Source organism: Thalassospira povalilytica (assembly GCF_002844235.1).
GTDB lineage: Bacteria > Pseudomonadota > Alphaproteobacteria > Rhodospirillales > Thalassospiraceae > Thalassospira > Thalassospira povalilytica.
Genome location: NZ_PGTS01000003.1, coordinates 591,152 through 612,278 on the forward strand (window position 1 = coordinate 591,152; position 21,127 = coordinate 612,278).

The following is a 21,127-nucleotide window of genomic DNA, read 5'->3' on the forward strand; positions in this document are numbered from 1 at the left end:
GCAAAGGAGATGTTTTTCGAGTTCGGGGGAAGTGAAAAACATCGGGAGTGACGAGCAGCGTGAGAGGGCGCATTGGACAAACTTATAAAAGCTCGAACAACCGAATTACGGAAGGAACGCAACCGTTTTGCGGCTTTGGCCTTTGTGTGGGGCGATCTTCTTCTGGAACTGGATGGCGATTTTCGGATTGTATTTGCCTCCGGCGCGTCGGACGGCATTTTGGGGCGCCGTCCACAAGATCTTGCAGGTAAACTCTTTACGGGTTTGCTGGCCAAACAGTTCAGGCCGCTGGTTACGGAAATGCTGCATGTGGCCCGCAGACGCGGCCGCATGGACAATATTCAGGTCCGGTTTGCCCAGCGTAACGAATTGTTGAGCCCCCCTGTTTCCATGAGCGGTTATTTCCTGCCTGATCTTGGGGATCATTTCTTTGTCGCGTTGCGTGTGGCGATCAATGCCCTGCCGCCCGAGGTGGTCGGATCCATCCAGCGCGATAATTCAACCGGGCTTCTTGATGAGGAAAGCCTGTCCAAGGTTGTGACCGAACGGCTGGTCGCCCAGCGCGAAACCGGAACGGAACATAAATTCACCCTGATGACGCTGAATGCCTTTGATCCGTTGTGCAAGCGCATGGAACAGATCGAACGCAACGAATTGATGGCAAGTGTCGGGGCATTTTTACGGGCGCATTCAGTTGCCGGTGATACGGCCGGGCGTCTTGGGGCCGAACAATTTGGCATGTTGCACCGCCCGGATGTACCGATTGGCGATCTGGAAAAACGGATCGAGGAATGTGTGCGCGATGCCGATCCCAAGGGGATTGGCGTTGAAGTCAGTTCGACCGTTACCGATTTTACCACCGACGTCATTCCGCCAGGGGATCTGGCGCGCGGCGTTTTATATTCGATCCGCCGTTTCTGTGACCATCAGGAGCATGGATTTACCTTTTCACGCCTGATGGGGCAGACAGGTAATCTGGTCAACAGTACCTTTTCGGCGATGCAGGATTTCGGCAAGCGGGTCGATCGACTGAAATTCGATGTTGTGTATCAACCGATCGTGCGGCTTCCGAACGGGGAAATTCACCATTTCGAAGCCTTGGTCAGATTCCATGACGATGATGGAAAACTGATCCCGACACAGGAACTGATCGCCTTTGCCGAACAGGTCAACATGATCCATCGGCTTGATCTTGCGATGTTGCGCCGAAGCCTGAAATGGATCAAATCGCAACTTGAAACCGGAATAACTGTTCGGGTGGCCGTGAATATTTCCGGGCATTCATTAAGTAATCCGGATTTTTGCCGATCAGCTGTCGCGTTGTTCGAACGAAATCACGAAACATTGCAGCAATTGATGATCGAGATCACGGAAACCTCGGAAATCCGAGATATCGACAATGCTGCCAGATGGATTGCCCGGTTCCGGGAATTCGGCATTGAAATCTGTCTGGATGATTTCGGGACCGGGGCGTCGAACTTCCGGTATCTGAGTGCGATGGATGTCGATTACGTCAAGGTCGACGGGGAATCAATCCGGCAATCAATGAAGACCATCAAAGGGCAGGCTTTCATGCGCTCGCTTGTCGAGCTGTGCCACGATATTGATGTCGAGGTGGTCGGCGAAATGATTGAAACCGATCAGATGCGCGATCTGATTACCAAGGCCGGTTTTGATTTTGCCCAAGGCTATCTGTTTGGCAAACCCGAGGCCGATATCAGTCTTTACTGGCGTGATCGGGCAGAACGGCGTTCGTAATCACCAAAGGCGGGTCCGGTCGAGCCACACCAAGACGGCATGCCCAAGGGATCATAAAGTTGATGTTGAACAGGGCTGCTTTCGGGCGGCCCTGTTGCATTTTTGGGTGTTGGTATGTGTGCCCGAACCCGATGCACATCCAGTGAAGAAACCGGATCATTTGGCGGTCGTTGGAAAAAAGACCAAAAAACTGCGCCAGTTTTCCATGTGGTGATGCGTGTGCACCTGTATCGGCCCTTATGCGGGCCTTTTGGCAGGTAGGCCAAACGACACATCCATATAGGAGAGTTAGAAATGGCAAGCATCAATACAAACATGTCGGCCACCCTTGCGGTGTCGAACCTCAACAAGACCACTGACGAGATGACATCGGTTCTGACCGCGATGTCGAGCGGCAAGGCGATCAACTCGGCATCCGATGATGCGGCGGGTCTTGCGGTTTACACTGCGATGTCGGTTGACTATGCCGCCTGGGAACAGGCCGGTGACAATGCCGAGGTCGCAACAGCAATTCTTGAAACCGCTGATGGTGGTTTGTCGGAAATTGCCGATATTCTGGAACGGATGTACGAACTTGCATCCCAGGCATCGTCCGGTTCGGTGACCGATACCGAACGTGCCTATCTGGATGACGAATATAGTGAATTGATGGAACAGATTGATTCCATCGTTGAATCAACGACCTATTTCGATACGTCGCTTCTTGATGGCAACTACGATGAAAGCTTCACCGTGTCCGCGGATGCGGGTGCAACACCGATTTCGGTGACGCTTGATACCAACTATGCCACCACCGAAGACGTTGTTTATGTTGTTGGCAGTGGTACGACTGCCACCACTGCGACTGCGGCGTTCAATACGTCTTCTATATCGTCGGCGGCAAACGCAACCACGGCGCTGGCGATGATTGAAGCACAGATCGAAACCGTTTCGGCCGGTCGTGCATCGGTTGGTGCGATGATGTCGCGGTTCGACTATGCCGCAGGCAATATCGAAACCGCCCAGACCAACCTTGAATCCGCAATGAGTGTCTATATGGATGCCGACATTGCGCAACTAAGTGCGGATCAGACCGAACTTGGTGTGAAAATGGACTCAGCCATTCAGGCGCTGTCTGTTTCCAACGAAAACCTTGAAAAGCTTTCCAAGCTTCTGAGCTAAGGCACGGGCCTGTTCCATTTTGATTGGGACGGGTCAGGATTAACAACACCCCCGACACACTCTGAAGGCAGCTTTTTTCATGGCTGCCTTTTTCTTTTTTGTGCGCGGTTTCCCCAGGGTTCTGGCGGCTTGGCGGGTGTTTGAAAAATAAATCGAAAAAATTGTCATTTGGCGCGCCAGTTTTTTCGCGCCGCTGCGTGGACACCTATATCGGCCCGAAGTGGGTCGCGTTGGCAGGTAGGCCAAAACACATCCAAATAGGAGAAGCGCAATGGCGAGTATTAACACGAACATGTCGGCCACCCTTGCGGTGTCGAACCTGAACAAGACCACCGACGAGATGACTTCTGTTCTGACAGCAATGTCGAGCGGCAAGGCAATCAACTCGGCATCTGATGATGCAGCAGGTCTTGCTGTGTATACCGCAATGTCGGTTGACTATGCGGCCTGGGAACAGGCCGGTGACAATGCCGAGGTTGCAACAGCCATTCTTGAAACTGCAGATGGCGGCCTTTCTGAAATCGCCGACATCCTTGAACGTATGTATGAACTGGCATCCCAGGCATCGTCCGGTTCGGTGACCGATACCGAACGTGCATATCTGGATGATGAATTCCAGGAACTGATCAGCCAGGTTGATTCCATTGTTGAATCAACGACCTATTTTGATACCTCGCTGCTTGACGGGACGTATGACGAAAACTTCACGGTTTCCGCAGACGCGTCAGCAACGGCCATTTCGGTCACGATCGGCACCGATTATGACTCAACCGGTCTTGGTATTGCCGCGGCTGATGTCACGACTTCGACCACTGCTGCTGCTGCTTTGACCCTGATCGAGACGGCAATTGAAACCGTTTCGGCAGGCCGTGCATCCGTCGGTGCGATGATGTCGCGTTTCGATTATGCCGCAGGCAACATCGAAACCGCGAAAACCAACCTTGAATCAGCAATGAGCGTCTATATGGACGCCGATATCGCGCAGCTCAGTGCGGATCAGACCGAACTGGGCGTGAAGATGGATTCTGCCATTCAGGCCTTGTCAGTTTCCAATGAGAATCTCGAGAAGCTCTCGCGACTGCTGAGCTAACTCGTGACAGGGCCATCCGGTGTTTGAGAGCCCCCGGATGGCCCTGAATTTTTTAACGGATGAGAAAGGGAGGAGCACATGTCGACCATCAATTCTGCATCGTCGTCGAGTTATGCCTCTTCATCCTATGTTTCAGGCCTGACCGATCTTGATACTGCCGAGCTGGTTCAGGATGCCTATGACGCCAAGATGGAAGTCGCCGACAATGTCGAGGCCGAAATCGATGAAGTCGAACTTGAGATTGCCGCCTTTGAAGATCTTCAGACCTTGCTTGAGGCGCTTGAAGATGCAGCCGAGGATCTGACAGCGGCAACCGAACTTGACAGTTCGCGTGATGATGTCTGGGTCGGAAAGTCGGCCTATCTTTCATCGTCGGATGCCAATACCGATGCATCCGATGTTGTCGGTGTGCTGGTTGACGATACGGCAGAGACCGGCACCTATACACTTGAAATCACACAACTTGCCACTGCGCACAAACTGGGCGGGGATACGACAACCGACAGTACGACGGCGATGTCGCTTACTGGGACAATCAGTCTTGTCGCCGGTGACGATTACGAGGCGGTCGATATCGAAATTACCGCCGATATGTCGCTTGATGATATTGCCGATGCCATCAATGACCAGAAATCGACAACCGGTGTCAGTGCAAGCGTTCTGCAGATTTCCGATGATGAATTCATGCTGGTTCTGTCAGCTGTTGATACCGGGCAGGAAATCACATTTGACAGCGATGGTGCCGATACAGCCATGGCGCAGTCGCTTGGGCTTTTGGCGGCGGACGGGTCCTATGCCAACGAACTGGTGGAAGCAGATCAGGCGATCTTTTCGATCGATGGCGTTGAAGTCACACGCAGCAGCAACACGGTTGATGATGTGATTGATGGTGTGACGCTTTATCTCTATGCCGAGGAAGAAGGCACGGAAATCACGCTTGAAATCGAAGAAGACGCCAGCTCTGCCTATAGCGCCATCGAGGCCTTTGTCGATGCCTATAACGAGCTGCGCAGCTTTGTCATTACCAACCAGGCCTATGAGGCCGGCGAAGGTGCGGACGAGGACGCGGTTCTGTTTGGTGACAGTCTTCTGAGTTCGGTTTCCTCGACCGTTTATGATGCCCTGTCCTTTACCAGTGACAGCGATACATATGCGTCATTGGCGTCAATCGGCATCACGCTTGATGACAGCAACTATCTGGTCATTGATTCAGAAGTGCTTGAAGAAGCGCTGGTGTCGGACTTTGACGCGGTGGCCGATCTGTTTTCCTATTCCGGGTCAACGGATTCTGATGACCTTCTGGTGTCGGAAGCTGACGGATCATACACCGGGACCTTTACGGTCGACATTGTTACCGACGCCGATGGCAATATCACGTCCGCCAGTGTGAATGGTGATGACAGCCTGTTTACCATCAATGGCAACAAACTGGTCGGGGTCGAAGGTGGTGCCTATGAGGGTGTCACGCTGTTCTTTGGCGGGGACAGTTCGCAAAGTGTCGAGGTGTCGATCACCAGCGGCCTTGCCTATGACCTGACCAATTCGCTCGACAAATATACCAACAGTTCCGATGGCCTGATTGCCAATCGCCTGGAACGGCTTGAAGAGCAGGTGGATGATCTTGAGGAAGAAGTCGAAGACATCACCGCCGATGCCGAAGAATATGCCGCCAAACTGACCGAACGATATTCCGCAATCGAAGCAGAGCTTTACCAGTTGCAGCTTTTGCGTGAACAACTTGATGCCTTGTGGGGTGATGATGACTAATAACAGTGCAACAGCCGCGCAGCAGGCATATCGTTATGCCGGGGCAAGTGCCCAGTATAACAACGCGTTGCGCACGACGTCACCGGTGGCAATGATGGCGATTGCCATCACGCGGACCCGTCAGCATTTGCGTCTGGCCGCGCAATATCGCAGCGAGAAGAAGTTTGATCTTGAAGGCCGCGAAAAGGCGGTGGTGGTGACCCGGCTCAAGGCGCTTCAGGCGTGTATCGCGCCAAAAAGTGCACCGGAACTGTCACGAGATCTCTTTGCCTTTTACGCAAGAATGATTAAATTGCTCGCACGTAATCGCAGGGACGCTTCCATGGAGGAACGTTACGAGGTCGTTGACCGCAACCTGCAAGAGCTTGCGCGCGAATGGGAAAAATTCTCGAAAGTCGATCCAAGTAGGACTGTTCAGGCCCAATCAGGGCAGACGATGATCGGAACAGTGTTGTGAGGGACATTTGAGTGTAGGTCTTCGCGGAGCAGTGCCGACAAGCTCTGATACGTCAGACATTCCAGCTGTCAGTGAGGTTCTGTCCGAACTTGATGACAACAGTCTTGTTGCCCGTATGGTTCAGGGCGACAAGCGGGCCTATCGCGTGGTGGTTGAACGGTATTACCGCGGGATTGTCGGCATCGCGCGTCGTATGGGCCTGACCGGCGGAGACGCCGAAGATGTGGCACAGGATGTCTTTGTACGTGTCTGGCTGCATCGGGAAAAGTGGCGGGCCGATGGCGGGGCGACTTTCAAGACCTGGCTTTACCGGGTTGCGGTGAACCGGGTTATCGACATCAAACGCAAACCCCAGTTTGTCGATGGTGCCGAACTTGACGAGGTGCCCGATGAAGCCATGTCGGCGGTTGACCGGCTTGCCCAGCATCAGGAATTCAAGCGTCTGCGACTTGCAATCAAGAAATTGTCCGACCAACAACAAATTGCCATTAATTTGTTTTACGACCGTGAATTATCCAATCAGGAAGCCGCGTCAATTATGGGGGTCTCGGTCAATGCTATGGAATCTCTGTTGAAACGGGCGCGCAAGCGTTTACGTGAAGAGTTGAAAACGATCTGATATACGATTAGTTTTACGTTCTGTTCGAACAGGTAAGTTCGTCCTATTAAAAAGCGGTGTGCTGTGAAAATCGAGCGTTTCGAAGAATTACTGGATCAGTACGGTTGGGATTTGGCGTCCTGGCCAGACGCGTTGCGTCGTGAAGCAAACGTTCTGATCGCACAGGATGCGCAAGCGGCAGAAATGCTGAAATCGCTGCGCTCTGTCGAAGATTTGCTGTCTGATGATCCGTTGCCGCTGGGCAAACACAAGGCCATTGACGATATTTTTGCTGCCATCGAGGCCCAAGAAGCCCAAAGTAGCGATGCCCGCGACAATTCGGAAACCGATCCCGCCCAATCCTTTGCATCAATTGATGATCGCCCGCGTTCGCGCGCCCATCTGAGTGCGGCAAGTGCCGCGCCCACCGGAGAAAGCCCGGCGCGCAAAACCTATCCCGCCAAGCCCGCAACATCGCCGGTTAATCAGGCGATCACAGGTGACGGTGCGCATTATGGCGGCCGGGCGAAGGGTGCGCTTTATCAATTGGGGCGTGGTGTGTTTTCGGGTGTCGGGATGGTTGTCTGTGTGCTGGCCGGATTTGCATTCGGGGTCGCGATGACCGTACAGGAAGGTCAACAGGTCACCGCACAGGCCGACGAGGTCGAGATGATCGATCTTTTGGAAAACCATCTTTATGTGATTGATCAGATGACCAACCCCGATGACCTTCAAAAGCCGGAAATGACAAAATCCGATCAAGCACAAGGAGTGCAGCCGCAATGAGCTTTGCATTCCGCCGCGTGTCATCCATGCGCAAAGTGATGTGGGCGTCACTGGCGATCAATCTGTTTTTGGCTGGTGCGCTTGCCGGAAACCTGGTTAGCGGGTTTTCGATGTTTCATTTCTTCATGCCACCACCGCCACCACCGGCCTTTGAAAATGAGCCGCCCGGTGTGCGTATGCTCAAGAATGTGCGCAGTCGGCTTAGCCCGGAAGGCAAGGTTATTTTCGATGCTGAATTTGATGGTGTGATCAACGACATCAAAGGCCGGCCAAGCCCGTTCCTTTTGACAGTGGAACTGCGCGAGACGCTCGATCGTCCCGATGCCACCGAAGCTGAGATCAGGGAAGCCTATGCCGGTTTGCGCGAGGCGATTGGAGATGATTTGAGCGCGATACTTGGTCATATGGCCAATGCGGCGATCAAGCTGTCGCCCAAAGATCGTCGGCAAATGATTTTGATGGGTCCTGGCGAATTGCCGCCGCCACCAAGACGGCAATAGAATACCGGTGAAAATCAAGGGATGCGATCGCATCCCTTTTTTTATTTCGTCAAAACGGAAACTTTCTGCGCCAGTTTTCGCGCCACCCCCCGTGCAATGAACATACACGCCTTAAACTGTTCTTGCCCGGAGTTGGTGATGAGTTTTCTCAGTGGCCTGACATATGACAGCCTGACTTCCTCGACGTCATCGTCGGGCAGCAGCACGTCCAGCACGACGACGAGCGATGACTCGACGTATGAAACCTATATGACCTTGCTGCTGACGACGTTGCAGAATCAGGATCCTACCGACCCGGAAGACGTGTCGGATATCACAGATCAGCTTGCAACATTTGAACAGCTTGAACTGGCTGAGCAGAATAACGCGCTTCTTTCCAATCTTTCTGAATCGCTGACGGCACTTCAGGGTGTTGTCGATGACAGTGCGGCACAGGCCTATCTCGGAACCGATGTTGTTGCCATTGGCGATACCGCCCCGCTCGAGGATGGCGAAGCCGAATGGTACTACGTCCTTGAAGATGACGCCCAAAGTGTCACGGTCACCGTGACCGACGAAGACGGCAATGTTGTCTATGAAACGACCGAAACCGGATCTGAAGGCAGCAACAACTTCATCTGGGATGGCACTACCGATGATGGCGCAACGCTGACATCGGGGACCTACACCCTGTCGGTCAGTGCCATCGATTCCAATGGCAATTCCGTTGATTCCGAAATCCTTATGACCGGTGTGGTGTCGGCACTCGACCTGACCGGTGACGAAGCTGTTCTGTACGTAAACGGGGTCGATGTTTCGATCTCGGATGTACAGGGCACGCAAACAGTTTCCTGAAACAAAGGATCAAAACCATGAGCCTCAATAGCGCCCTGAATTCCGCCGTTTTAGGTCTGAATGCACAATCGACATCGCTTGGCATCATTTCGGGCAATATCTCAAACAGTGAAACTGTCGGGTACAAAGACAGCAGCGCGTCATTTTCATCGCTGGTGACGACACCGGGATCGACCACCCAGGGGTATTCCAACGGTGTGACGACCACGACCCTGACCAATGTTTCGTCGCAGGGCCTGATTGAATCGGATTCCACTGCAACCAGTCTTGCGATTTCGGGTGACGGCTTCTTTGTCGTGACCGATGGTAACGGGGATACCTATTACACCCGTGCCGGTGATTTTTCCGCGGATTCAAACGGCGATCTTGTGAATAGCTCGGGCTATTACCTGATGGGGTATGCGCTCAATTCCGATGGCGAGCCCGCATCGGGGACGGTGCCGACCAGTACTTCTGCCCTGACCACCATCAATCTTGAAAATCTGACCGGCACCGCCGAGGCTACGACAGAAACATCAATTGTCGCCAACCTGCCTGCGGATGCGGAAGTCGGTGACAGTTTCTCGATCGATGTTGAGGTCTTTGACAGCCTGGGTACCAGCCACACCATTACCTATGAATATACAAAGACTGCCGCGAACGAGTGGGAACTTGATTATTCCGATCCGGTACTGACGTCAGACGGGACCACGGTTACGGGCACCACGTCTGGCGGGCCGCTGACCATTACGTTCAATTCCGATGGTGAACTGGAATCGATCGAAGACGGCGGTGGCAACGATGTGACCGACAGCGCCACGCTGACTGTGACCGGCTGGACGACCGGTGCGTCTGACAGCACCATCGTTACCGACATGGGCACAGCCGGCAAAAATGATGGTTTGCAGCAATATGCGTCGGATGATGAAGACGGCGACATGACGCTTTATTCCGTCGATCAGAACGGATCGAACTATTCCGAGATTTCCGAAATCTCGATCTCTGACGATGGTGTGGTGTCGGTGACGTATGACAATGGTGTCAGCGAACCGGTTTATCAGATTGTGCTGGCCGACTTTGCCAATGCAGACGGTCTGATGGCTTATAGCGACACCGTTTACAAGGAAAGCAATACGTCGGGGACTTATGTTCTCAAGACGCCGGGTGATGGTGGTACCGGAACGATTGCGGACTATTCGCTGGAAAGTTCGACGGTTGATACGACATCCCAGTTTTCAAAGATGATTGTCGCACAGCAGGCCTATTCGGCCGCCGCACAGGTCATTTCGACCACCAGCGACATGTATGACACCCTGATTTCTTCCGTAAACTAAGGCGAGGCCGAGATGACCGTACTTAACGCAAACCCGGCTGGCGATCTGTCGATGCCAAAGGATAATGACAAGATCACCAGTATTATGACCCGCCTTGGCGATCTTCTGGATGTGGAATGGCGGATCCTTGATCAGGCGCAATATAATCTTTTGCCTGATATCACGGCCGAAAAGACCCTTCTTGAAGAAGAATTGCACAGCGAACTTGCCAACCAGCGCACCGCCAAGGCAGGCCAGCCGTATGCCGGGGTGATCGTTGATTTTGAAATGGTCAAAGTCCTTCGCGAGAAGCTCAATCGCAATAATATCCGCCTTAAGGCAAAGCGCGAAGCGTGCCTGAAACGCATTCGTGCGGGCTGGGCGGCGACGGCCGGAGAGGGGGCAACATCCTATGACCAGCAGGGGGACCTGCAGGGCAAGGCAACCCAGAAAATCTTCAGCATGAAAATGTAAGTCACCATTTTCGATCTTTTTATCAACCGATCAGACCCGATAGGTCACAGCCATGTCGATCCGTGCCGCACAATCAGCCGCGCTTAGTGCCCTGCAAACCAGTCAGGCTGGGATCAGTGTGTCTTCGGAAAATATCGCCAATGCGTCGGTCGAAGGATACACAGCCAAGTCACTGAGCCTTTCCAGCAGTGTGACGACCGGCGCATCGACGGGTGTCACAGTGACATCGGTCGGATCGACCGTGGACAGTTACCTTTTGAAATCGATCAGCGAAGCGGCATCTGAAAGCGGCTATGCATCGGTTTTTTCAGATCCGCTTAATATCGTGGCGAGCCAGTTCGGGGATGTCGGCGATGACGGGTCGATTTCGACCCTGATTGCCGATCTTGAAACCGCAATTGCGGCATTGGCCGTCAGTGCCGACAGCCAGTCCGAGAAATCAACCACGCTCAGCGAAGCCAACGCAATCGCAGACGAACTGAACAACCTTTCACAGTCCGTTCAGGATCAGCGTGCGAGTGCCGACCAGTCGATTGAAGACACTGTCGATCAGATCAATGATCTGTTGAATGAAATTCATGCCTATAACAATCAGCTCAGCGGAACCGACGGCACCACGCTGACCACCAGCGAACTCGAAGATGCCCGCGCGCAGGCCATCAACGAGCTATCGGAACTGGTCGATATCAGCTACTACACCGACTCATCAAACACGACCCAGATCTATATCGGCGGGACGCTCGTGGTTGGCAGTCAGGTTCAGGAGCTGTCCTATAACGCAGTCGGAACCGTGACCTCGGACACGACATTTGCCGACATCACGGTAAATGGCAATTCGATCACCGACAGCATTTCAGGCGGCAGTCTGGGCGGTCTGATCGAGTTGCGTGATGAAACGCTTCCTGACATCCAGGAAGAGCTTGATAATCTTGCGACCACATTGATGGACAGCATCAACGCGGTTACCAATCTTGGCACAGCATATCCCGCGCCAAGCGAACTGGTCGGATCAGAAGAGGTTGATCTGACCGATGCGTTTTCGGGAACCGGTACGGTACGCCTGGCGGCAACCGACGAGGACGGCAATGCCGTTGAAGTCATCGAGATTGATCTGAGCACAATCACAACGGTTCAGGATCTGGTCGATGCGATCAACAGTTCGACCTATCTGGATGCGTCGGTCGGCAGTGACGGGACCCTTGAGATCGCGGCATCGGATGATGATTATGGTGTTTCGATTATCAATATGGATGCCAGTGTCGGTGCCGAAGATCAGGGATTTTCGGATTATTTCGGACTGAACGACATGTTCACCGGAACCGATGCAGGCAATATTTCGGTCAATTCGGCCTGGCTTGACGATACCAGCAGGCTGCCGGTGGGGTCGGGATCGGACGATGCGACACTGGTAGTCGGTGACAGTGTCATTTCATCGGGCAGTTCCGATGTTGCCGAAGCACTGGCCGACCTTTTTGACGAGAATGTCAGTTTTGACGCCGCAGGTAATCTTGGCTCGACCAAAACAACATTGTCAGATTATGCGGCTGAAATCCTGTCAGATGTCGCCCAACAGGCCTCAAGTGCCGAGACCGAGGCCAGTGTTGCGAGCAGTGCCTATGAGGAGCTGGTGGAAAGTTTTTCCAACCAGTACGGCGTCAACACCGATGAAGAGGCACTGACACTTAGCAATCTTCAAAGTGCATATGAGGCCGCCGCGGCGATTTTGGAAATTACCCAGTCGCTTATGGACACATTGCTTGAGGCGGTCAGTTAAGGGATCAGAAAATGCGCGTTTCCACAGCCGCAATGCAACAGAATATGCTAAGCCAGATCCGATCGGTACAGTCGCAACTGGCCGAGGCCACCGAACAATCCAGTTCGGGGGTCAAATCGGATTCCTATGCCGGGGTTGCGGATAATGCCTATGTTATTGCGACCCTGAGTGCGGAAATTTCCGAGGCCGCAGCCTATGCCGACATTGCCGAAGAAATCCAGACACGTGTTGAAGTCTATTATTCGACGTTAAATGACATGGTCGATCTTTTGACTGAAATGACGTCGGATTTGTCGGGTGCATTAAGTACCGGGACAGACAAAGCATACGGTATCAATGAGTCTGCTGGTGCCGCACTTGAGACATTTGCGTCGCTTTTGAACACCCAATATGAAGGTCGTTATATCTATGCCGGGTCGGCATCCGATACGGCACCGGTTTCGGTTGATACCGCCGATTATGCGGTGATCACCAGCCCGTCGACCACAGATCTGAGCTATTATTCCGGTAACAGTGATATTGCATCGGCCAAGGTCGCGGACGGCACGACAATCGAATACGGGATTACCGCACAGGAAGATGCGTTCGAACAGGCATTGCGGGCCTTGAACCTTGCGGCGAATGCCAGCACCGATCCGGTGGATGAAGCCGCCCTGACCGAGGCGATGGAACTGATTGAATCGGCAGCAGCCGGTTTGTCAGAACTGCAAAATCAGGTGTCCTACACCCAGGACCAGCTTGAAGCGGTGGTCGATATGCATACCGATTTTCAACTGGCGGCCGAGGGAACGGTTTCCAATCTGGCCGATGTTGATCTGGCCGAAGCTGTTGTGACGCTTGAAACGCTTTCGATCCAGCTAGAAGCATCCTATTCGATCACAGCACAGATCAGCGACATGTCGTTGTTCGAATATTTGCGTTAATTGGGGATTTCGGATTCTTGCACGGAATTCCGGATCAAATGTCGATTTTACTGCGATGCTTCGGACAATATCCCGTATTTCGCGAGGATTTTGTCATACAGGCCATTTTTGCGAATGGTGGAAAGCCCGACGTTAAGTTGGGCCAAAAGCAGACTGGCATGTTCGGTTGTACGCGAGATGCAGGAATAATACGGATCGTTTGACAGGATTTTGCTTTTGATTTTGTCGATATCTGTCGCACCACTTTTACCGACATTGAGCACATAATCCATTGGGGCCCGAAATGACAGGGCGGCGTCCAGTCGCTTGGACAGCAAAAGATTGACCAGTGTGGTTTCGCTGTTGGCCATGATGATATCAAGGCCGGCCTTGCGTGCCGCCGTTTCCAGGTTATAGCCGTTCACCACCCCGACGGTCATGTCGCGCGCATCGGCAAGGGTTTCAACAGACCCAAGAACCTCGTCACGGGTGGAATAAATGGCAACGCGTACATGGCCAAGGATATCGGAAAACAGAAAGTCCGCTTCGCGTTCCGGCAGGTAGCTGCAGGAACACAGGCCGTCGACCTGCCCCGTTCTGGCAAGGAAATAGGCGCGTTTCCACGGGTAAAATGGCGTCAGCAACGTGATGTTGCGTGTGGCAAACGCGGCCCGAAGAATTTCAACGTCATAGCCGGGTTCGGTTGCCTTGTCGGCGATTTTGGCCGGCGGAAACGGATTGCAGGCAAGGGTGATGGTTTCGTGGTTGCCTGCCGGGGGGATTAGCGTGTTTTGCGCAGATGCAATGGTGCTGATCGATATCAGGGTCACGGCAAAAAGCGCGATGACCGCATTGATCCAATTTTTAAGCCGGTCCTTGCCGGTGGCACAATCAGTGATCCGGTGACGTAAATTCTTGGGAAAATATGCTGCTATGCGCATGTAGGTTCCGGTTTCAAAGATCTGCCATTCTTAAACAAGTTCAAGATGATATCACGCTTTGGGCGCAATGTATTATTTCTCTTGTCGGCAGGAATTGCGTTAGATCAGGCAGGTCAAATCAATCTGGAAATCAACATGGCAGATCGGCACGGAAATGAAAAAGGCCGGTGCAAAGACCGGCCTTTTTGCAATATGTCGACAGCGGATTATTCGGCTGCTTTGACTTCTGCGCTGCTGCGGATTGCGGCTTCGCGGACATCGTCGGTGACATGTTCTTCGAACTTCGCAAAGTTCTTTTCGAACAGACCGGTCAGGTTGGCAGCGGCCTTGTCGTAGGCTGCCTTGTCGCTCCAGCTTTCACGCGGGTTCAGAACTTCTGCCGGGATATCGCCACATGCGGTCGGATATGCCAGACCGAAATACGGATCGGTCGCAAATTCGGCATTTTCCAATTCGCCATTCAGGGCCGCATTCAGAAGACCACGGGTGTAACCGATCTTCATGCGCGAACCAACGCCATAGCCGCCACCGGACCAGCCGGTATTGACCAGCCAGCAATTGGCTTCGTGTTTTTCCATCAGTTCACCAAGCAGCTTGGCATAAACGGACGGATGGCGCGGCATGAACGGTGCGCCAAAGCATGCGGAAAACGCCGCGGTCGGTTCCTTGACACCTTTTTCGGTGCCGGCAACCTTGGCGGTGTAACCTGACAGGAAGTGATACATCGCCTGTGCCGAGGTCAGTTTTGCGATCGGCGGCAGAACGCCAAATGCATCACAGGTCAGCATGATGATGTTTTTCGGATGACCACCACGACCGGTTTCCGAGGCATTCGGAATGAATTCGATCGGATAGGAAGAACGGGTATTTTCGGTGTGACGGGCATCGTCGAGGTCAAGCTCGCGCGATTGCTTGTTCATCACAACGTTTTCAAGAACGGTACCGAAACGCTCGGTGGTGGCAAAGATTTCCGGTTCCGCTTCACGCGAAAGCTTGATCACCTTTGCATAGCAACCGCCTTCGAAGTTGAAGACGCCGTCTTCGCCCCAGCCATGTTCGTCGTCACCGATCAGGGTGCGCGACGCATCCGCAGAAAGCGTGGTTTTGCCGGTGCCCGACAGGCCAAAGAAGATCGCGGTGTCGCCGTCTTTGCCCATGTTGGCCGAGCAATGCATCGGCATGACGCCTTTGGCCGGAAGGATGTGGTTGAGAACCGAGAAAATCGATTTCTTCATTTCGCCGGCATACCAGGTGCCGCCGATGATGACCATTTTGCGTTCGAAGCTGACCATCACGAAAACTTCGGAACGGGTGCCATCGACTTCTGGATCAGCCTGAAGGCCCGGAGCATGAAGGATGGTGAATTCCGGTGCGAAATCGCGAAGTTCTTCTTTCTGCGGCTGGATGAACATGTTGCGCGCAAAAAGGTTGTGCCACGCATTTTCGTTGATCACACGAACCGGAAGACGGAAACGCGGATCAGAACCGGCATAGCAATCCTGGACGAACAGTTCGGTGCCCTGGAAATATGCGCGCACTTTCTGATAGAGGCGCTCAAATACTTCTGGGCTGACCGGGCGGTTTACATCGCCCCAATCGATATCTGCCTTGGTGCTTTCTTCTTCGACAACGAAACGGTCCTGTGGGGAACGGCCGGTATGTTCGCCGGTCAGTGCGACAAATGCACCACCCTTGGCGATTTTGCCTTCATTGCGACGGATCGCATGTTCGTAAAGGCCGGCAGCGTCGAGGTTCCAGTGAACGGCGCCAAGGTTTTTGAGGCCATGAGTTTCAAGGCCTACACGGCTGACAACGGGTCCTGATTGCAGCACGAATCTCTCCTGGTGGGAATTAAAAGAGCTGGGGGTTAATATCCTAATTTACACAACAATTTGTGGGAAATCGTTGTGTTGAGACATATTGTTACAAAGGTGTCTTAAAAGCAACCGGTCCTTTTGCCTAATACCTAGGAAAACGTAGCGACTTTTGCGTTTGCGAAAATTCCATGTTCAGGGTCGAAGCAATAAATTTTCGGAATACAAATGGTCCGACTTATGCGCGCGATTTTTTGCACATTTCGACCAAAATATCGCGCGCTTCGCCCGGTGAATGGATGGGGCGTGCGAAGTCGATTCTGATCGGTGGCTGTTCGGGTTTGTGACAGTCCAGAACCATGCCGTCACAATCAATCGAATGCATTTTCCAGCCGACTGCGGGATCGTGGGACGTGAAATGGGCAACAATGTCGGCAATGGCATCAAGATGGTCAGCATTCATGTGGCTGACAATGCCGTCATGACCGGTGACGAGCGGATGACAATCGGGAACGATGAACTGATCGCCTTTGAGGCGACGCTGTTTGCCAAATCCTCCGACCCAATAAATTGCATCGACCGCGATCCGGTAAAAGGCGAAATCGGCAAAGTCGGCATACTGCCCGGCATCGGGCTGTTCGCGCAAATAGCGCGCACGGGTATGGGGATCGGGATCAGCAACAGCTTTGCCAAAAAGTGTCAGCCGCGCGCTGTCTGTCTGGATCGCGCCGGTCTGCTGGTGCTGCGATTGCGCAAGTGGGGCGGGCGAAAATAACAGTGAGACCCGGTTATCCGCGCGGATATGACGCGTGTGATCGGCAAGATCGGAAATCAGCAGCAATGGCGTTCCGTCAATATCAATGACCGGGACAACCATCGAGGTCACGGGCCAGCCGTCAGTGACCTGTTTATGATCGTGGGCAATTGTCGCCAATGTCGCCTGATCAGCAATGCGGCAAAGCTGGCGCAATGCACTGGCTGATGGTGGTGGCGGTGGTGTGATCTGGGACATGGAAATCTACCTTGTCACGGCGCATGAAACGGATGTGAAATTATCGCAGATTTCCGTCTTCGCGTACATGGCAGGGGCACCCGAACGTCCAAGGACACATTAAAAGCAGGCTGTGGTTTTAATCAGGAGTCTGTCTGTTTTTGGCGGATGTTTTGATGTGACTTTTTCCGTGTCTTTGATTTGGCAAGGACACGTTTTTTTTCGCCGTCGCTCAGCCCCATCCATGCGCCGATCTCGTCACCGGTGCGAAAGCAACCGGTGCAATAACCAGCTTTGGCATCAAGGACGCAAATACCGATACAGGGGGATTTGACGGGCATGAAATTCCTGGGTGGGATCGTTAATGATTGATCCCATAGAAAACAGTTTCGCCCGCAAGGATCAAGCCTGAAGCGATCCATGCGGGCGAATAAATCTGTGTGGCTTAAGACCGGTTTAAAGGCGCGAGAACCAGTTGCGGATCTGACGATCGGCTTCTTCACGTTCAATGCCATAGGCCTCCTGAATAAGGCCCACCAGTTTTTCACGCTGTCCATCAACGCGGTCGACATCATCTTCGGTCAGGCGGCCCCATTCGCGTTTGACGTGACCGCGTACCTGTTTCCAGCGACCAGCAATTTGATCCCAATTCATCGGGTTCTCCTGCTTTCGGGGTTGCTCGTAATAGTGGCAAATGCCGTATGACTTTAAGAACGAAATTGTGGGCGTGTTGTTCCATAAAACCGCAAGGCGGGTGAAAACAGCGCGGGCGATTGACGGGTTTATCGGGCGGTTTGCTTGCCTTATCGGGCGCATGGGGGTATAGCCCCGGTGGGGTATGGACCCCTTGTCTTGTCATGGAGTTGATTTCGCACCGGCCCGAATACGGCGTGACGTGCGGCACGGAGGAAGATATGCGCGGCTATTTCGGGATTGGAATTGAAGGGGCAAGCAAGCCTTTGAATGTGGGCACCCTGTTTCGTTCCGCCCATGCCTTTGGCGCAAGCTTTGCGTTTACGGTTGATGCGGACTTCCGCGAGGAACGTTCAAACATCACCGATACATCAAAGTCGGGCGAACAGATGCCCTATTACCATTTCCCGGATCATGACAACCTGTTCCTGCCGCAAGGGTGCCGGATGGTCGGCATTGAACTGACCGCCGATGCGATCGAACTGCCAAGCTTCAAGCATCCGTCACAGGCGGCCTATATCCTGGGGCCGGAACGCGGCAACCTGTCCGATGAAATGCAGGAAAAATGCGATTTCATCATCAAGATCCCGATGAGCTTCTGTGTGAATGTCGCGATTGCGGCAAATATCGTGATGTATGACCGCCTGATCAGTCTGGGCCGGTTTGCGCCGCGTCCGGTGCGTGCCGGTGCGCCGACCGAACCGAAACCCGAAGCCCATTATGGTGGCTGGATTTCGCGGACCCGTGACAAGCGCAAAGGGGACCCGGAAAAATTCCGTCAGGCACCACCACCCGATTATTCGGTGATTGACGGCACACTTGATGATGATGACGCCTGATCCAAAGACAGTCAGACATACAGATAAAAAAGCAACGGCCGCGAGGGAGGAGCACGGCCGTTGCGCTTTGTGATCTGCGCGATTGTGTCTTAAGGGGGGGATTGACACAGCGCAGATCGGGTGCAGGAATCAAGCTGCCTTGATATCCGAAGTCATGGTGTCCGACGTTTCTTCTTCGCCGGGGCGGGTGCCATGCGGATTGCGCAACAGGTTGGCAATCATCCGCATTCCGACATCGCCCTGAAGGGTCAGAAGGCTTTCCGGATGGAATTGTACGGCACTGATCGGAAGGCTGCTGTGACGAATGCCCATGATCACGCCATCGTCACTTCGCGCCGTCACCTTCAGGTCCGCAGGTAGTTCAGCCGCCTTGGCAAACAGGGAATGATACCGGCCAACAACAATGTCTTCGGGCAATCCGTCAAACAGCGGATCGGTGGTATCGAGTTTCACCTTTGACGGTTTGCCATGCATCGGTGTGACAAGTTGACCAAGTGACCCGCCGAAAAATTCGACAATTCCCTGCAATCCAAGACATACACCAAAGACTGGCAAGCCGGCCGCAAGGGCGCGTTCGATGCTGTCGCGCAGATGGTAATCATCTGGACGGCCGGGACCCGGCGACAGGAAGACAAGATCGGGTTTGAAATCATCAAATGCCTCGTCCGGGAAGCCGGGACGAAGTGTCAGTGTTTCGGCACCGGTTGCGCGGATATAGCTGGCAAGGTTTTGCACGAAGCTGTCTTCGTGATCGATCAAAAGAACGCGTTTGCCAATGCCCGAGCTTGCCGGGTCGATGGTGACTTCATCCTTGGCATCGCGGGTAACGGCATCAATCATTGCCGATGCCTTAAGGACGGTTTCGGCTTCTTCGGCGTCTGATTCACTATCATAGAGCAAGGTGGCACCGGCGCGGACTTCGGCGACACCCTGTTTCAGGCGCACAGTGCGCAAGGTCAACCCGGTATTGAGATCACCATTACACAGAACCGCACCAATCGCCCCGCCATACCATGCGCGCGCACTGCGTTCGACGGCTTCGATATGTTGCATGGCTGCACGTTTGGGGGCACCCGTCACAGTGACAGCCCAGCAATGGGTCAGAAAGGCATCAAGCGCATCAAACCCGTCACGCAGGCGGCCTTCGACATGATCGACCGTGTGGATCAGGCGTGAATACATTTCGATCTGGCGGCGACCAAGAATGCGGATGCTTCCGGGTTTGCAAACGCGGGCCTTGTCATTGCGATCAACATCGGTGCACATCGTCAGTTCCGACTCATCCTTGGTCGAATTAAGCAATGTGCGAATGTTTTCGGCATCTTCAATCGCATCGCGACCACGGGCAATCGTGCCCGAAATCGGACAGGTTTCAATACGCTGCCCTTTGACCCGGACATACATTTCGGGTGATGCACCAATAAGATGTTCCCCGTCACCAAGATTGATCAGGAAGCCATAAGGGGCCGGATTGCGGCGTTTAAGACGGCGGAAAATTTCCGAAGGTGCGGTGGCACAAGGGGTTCTGAAAACGCGGCTGGGGACAACTTCGAACAGTTCGCCACGGGCAAAGCGGGGCTTGGTTTCATCGACGATGGCGGCATATTCGCCGGTTTTCATGTCATTTTCGACAACGGCATTGTTGCCGCGCGATGGCGGATGGGGCTGGGAATTGCGGGGCAGGCCGGCCGTGCTGTGCCCGTCAGGGGTGATGAATTCGTATTCGATCCGGGTGGCGATTTTTGACGCATGATCGACCGTGATCAAACGGTCGGGCAGGAACAGGTGGATGTCCTTGTGATCGGACGGGCGGTCCTGTGTCAGGTTGATCTGTTCGAAATGAAGCGCGATGTCATAGCCGAACGCGCCATAAAGCCCCAGGCGTTCATCGCCCTTGTGACCAAACAGATCGCGCAGCGCGCGGACGACCGAAAACAGACTTGGTTGCTGACTGCGTTCTTCCTCGGCAAACCAGGAAGCGGGCTTTTTGACCACGCCATAAAGGCCATCTTCACCATCGGTGATGCTGTCGACATGCGGATGGCTTCCCAGAATGTCGGAAATCACATCCAGCAGGACCCGACCGCGGTCATTCAAGGCCCTTACCGCGAAACCGCGTTCCCGCCCGACAATTTCAAGTGGCGGCGCATCAAACCCCATATCCCACCGTGAATAGCGACCCGGGAATTCATAGCTTGAAGACAGAAGCACCCCCTTGGTCTGATCAAGGGCGTCAATCAGGCCTTCGGTGGCGTTTTCATAGCCAATGGTGGTCATGCGACGAATGACCGAAACACCGCCATCGGTGGTATATCGGTATTCGGCCTGATCGTCGGAAATGCCGGTTTCCTGAATTGGGGTCGTCACGTTCAGATACTCCTTTTGGGGCCTAGTGCCGCAGGAGCCATGTGATGATCAGGAAAAAGGGAAGTCTGAAAAACACAAAGCCGCCTGCA

The 21,127-nt window shown here is 53.6% G+C and carries 20 protein-coding genes; 14 read left to right on the forward strand and 6 right to left on the reverse strand.

From position 1 onward, the window contains the following. The first annotated feature begins 72 nt into the window (after positions 1-72). The 13 genes from CU041_RS11185 (at position 73) to CU041_RS11245 (ending at position 13,414) form a co-directional block, all read left to right on the forward strand. Positions 73-1,758: an EAL domain-containing protein gene (locus CU041_RS11185; protein ID WP_101246951.1), complete on the forward strand. Its 1,686-nt coding sequence runs from the start codon at positions 73-75 to the stop codon at positions 1,756-1,758. 294 nt (positions 1,759-2,052) lie between these two features. After that, positions 2,053-2,919, forward strand: coding sequence for a flagellin (locus CU041_RS11190; protein WP_068517826.1), 867 nt, complete (start codon positions 2,053-2,055; stop codon positions 2,917-2,919). 271 nt (positions 2,920-3,190) lie between these two features. After that, the gene (locus tag CU041_RS11195; RefSeq protein ID WP_101246952.1) at positions 3,191-4,009 is read left to right on the forward strand and encodes a flagellin; all 819 of its coding nucleotides are present in this window, start codon (positions 3,191-3,193) and stop codon (positions 4,007-4,009) included. Between the two features lie 78 nt (positions 4,010-4,087). Further along, entirely contained in the window at positions 4,088-5,776 is a 1,689-nt protein-coding gene (gene fliD / locus CU041_RS11200; protein ID WP_101246953.1) for a flagellar filament capping protein FliD, read from the forward strand. Further along, positions 5,769-6,233, forward strand: a complete 465-nt coding sequence (locus CU041_RS11205; RefSeq protein ID WP_170310198.1) for a flagellar protein FliS — start codon at positions 5,769-5,771, stop codon at positions 6,231-6,233. Before fliD ends, CU041_RS11205 begins: the two co-directional genes overlap by 8 nt. A 7-nt stretch (positions 6,234-6,240) precedes the next feature. Beyond that, positions 6,241-6,852, forward strand: a complete 612-nt coding sequence (locus CU041_RS11210; RefSeq protein ID WP_170310199.1) for a sigma-70 family RNA polymerase sigma factor — start codon at positions 6,241-6,243, stop codon at positions 6,850-6,852. A 63-nt stretch (positions 6,853-6,915) separates the two neighbouring features. Further along, positions 6,916-7,617: a hypothetical protein gene (locus tag CU041_RS11215; protein WP_101246955.1), complete on the forward strand. Its 702-nt coding sequence runs from the start codon at positions 6,916-6,918 to the stop codon at positions 7,615-7,617. After that, the gene (locus CU041_RS11220) at positions 7,614-8,117 is read left to right on the forward strand and encodes a hypothetical protein (RefSeq protein ID WP_101246956.1); all 504 of its coding nucleotides are present in this window, start codon (positions 7,614-7,616) and stop codon (positions 8,115-8,117) included. Before CU041_RS11215 ends, CU041_RS11220 begins: the two co-directional genes overlap by 4 nt. 138 nt (positions 8,118-8,255) lie before the next feature. Continuing rightward, the gene (locus tag CU041_RS11225; RefSeq protein WP_170310200.1) at positions 8,256-8,951 is read left to right on the forward strand and encodes a flagellar hook assembly protein FlgD; all 696 of its coding nucleotides are present in this window, start codon (positions 8,256-8,258) and stop codon (positions 8,949-8,951) included. A 17-nt stretch (positions 8,952-8,968) separates the two neighbouring features. Continuing rightward, positions 8,969-10,264 carry a flagellar hook protein FlgE gene (gene flgE, locus CU041_RS11230; RefSeq protein WP_101246958.1) on the forward strand — a complete coding sequence of 432 codons (1,296 nt, stop codon included), beginning with the start codon at positions 8,969-8,971 and terminating at the stop codon, positions 10,262-10,264. A gap of 12 nt (positions 10,265-10,276) precedes the next feature. After that, on the forward strand, positions 10,277-10,717 hold the full coding sequence (locus CU041_RS11235; protein WP_101246959.1) for a hypothetical protein: 441 nt from the start codon (positions 10,277-10,279) through the stop codon (positions 10,715-10,717). A 52-nt stretch (positions 10,718-10,769) separates the two neighbouring features. Next, positions 10,770-12,491 (forward strand): flagellar hook-associated protein FlgK, encoded by a 1,722-nt coding sequence (flgK, locus tag CU041_RS11240; protein ID WP_101246960.1) that lies wholly within the window; start codon positions 10,770-10,772, stop codon positions 12,489-12,491. An 11-nt stretch (positions 12,492-12,502) separates the two neighbouring features. Next, positions 12,503-13,414 carry a flagellin gene (locus tag CU041_RS11245; RefSeq protein ID WP_101246961.1) on the forward strand — a complete coding sequence of 304 codons (912 nt, stop codon included), beginning with the start codon at positions 12,503-12,505 and terminating at the stop codon, positions 13,412-13,414. Between the two features lie 47 nt (positions 13,415-13,461). Here CU041_RS11245 and CU041_RS11250 read toward each other — a convergent pair whose 3' ends face one another. The 5 genes from CU041_RS11250 to CU041_RS11270 all read right to left on the reverse strand — a co-directional run bounded on the left by CU041_RS11250 (position 13,462) and on the right by CU041_RS11270 (position 17,793). Then, positions 13,462-14,334 (reverse strand): substrate-binding periplasmic protein, encoded by an 873-nt coding sequence (locus CU041_RS11250; protein WP_101246962.1) that lies wholly within the window; start codon positions 14,332-14,334, stop codon positions 13,462-13,464. Between the two features lie 206 nt (positions 14,335-14,540). Continuing rightward, on the reverse strand, positions 14,541-16,166 hold the full coding sequence (locus CU041_RS11255) for a phosphoenolpyruvate carboxykinase (RefSeq protein ID WP_068517805.1): 1,626 nt from the start codon (positions 16,164-16,166) through the stop codon (positions 14,541-14,543). 220 nt (positions 16,167-16,386) lie between these two features. After that, positions 16,387-17,160, reverse strand: coding sequence for a HugZ family pyridoxamine 5'-phosphate oxidase (locus CU041_RS11260; RefSeq protein ID WP_101246963.1), 774 nt, complete (start codon positions 17,158-17,160; stop codon positions 16,387-16,389). 122 nt (positions 17,161-17,282) lie between these two features. After that, the gene (locus tag CU041_RS20925) at positions 17,283-17,654 is read right to left on the reverse strand and encodes a DUF1289 domain-containing protein (RefSeq protein ID WP_233433085.1); all 372 of its coding nucleotides are present in this window, start codon (positions 17,652-17,654) and stop codon (positions 17,283-17,285) included. After that, positions 17,596-17,793, reverse strand: a complete 198-nt coding sequence (locus tag CU041_RS11270) for a CsbD family protein (protein ID WP_101246965.1) — start codon at positions 17,791-17,793, stop codon at positions 17,596-17,598. Before CU041_RS11270 ends, CU041_RS20925 begins: the two co-directional genes overlap by 59 nt. A 260-nt stretch (positions 17,794-18,053) precedes the next feature. On the opposite strand from CU041_RS11270, the gene CU041_RS11275 reads away from it, so the two are divergent. Then, positions 18,054-18,671 (forward strand): RNA methyltransferase, encoded by a 618-nt coding sequence (locus tag CU041_RS11275; RefSeq protein ID WP_101247062.1) that lies wholly within the window; start codon positions 18,054-18,056, stop codon positions 18,669-18,671. A gap of 129 nt (positions 18,672-18,800) precedes the next feature. On the opposite strand, the gene CU041_RS11280 is transcribed toward CU041_RS11275, so the two are convergent. After that, positions 18,801-21,038: an anthranilate synthase component I gene (locus CU041_RS11280; protein ID WP_101246966.1), complete on the reverse strand. Its 2,238-nt coding sequence runs from the start codon at positions 21,036-21,038 to the stop codon at positions 18,801-18,803. Positions 21,039-21,127: the final 89 nt, after the last annotated feature.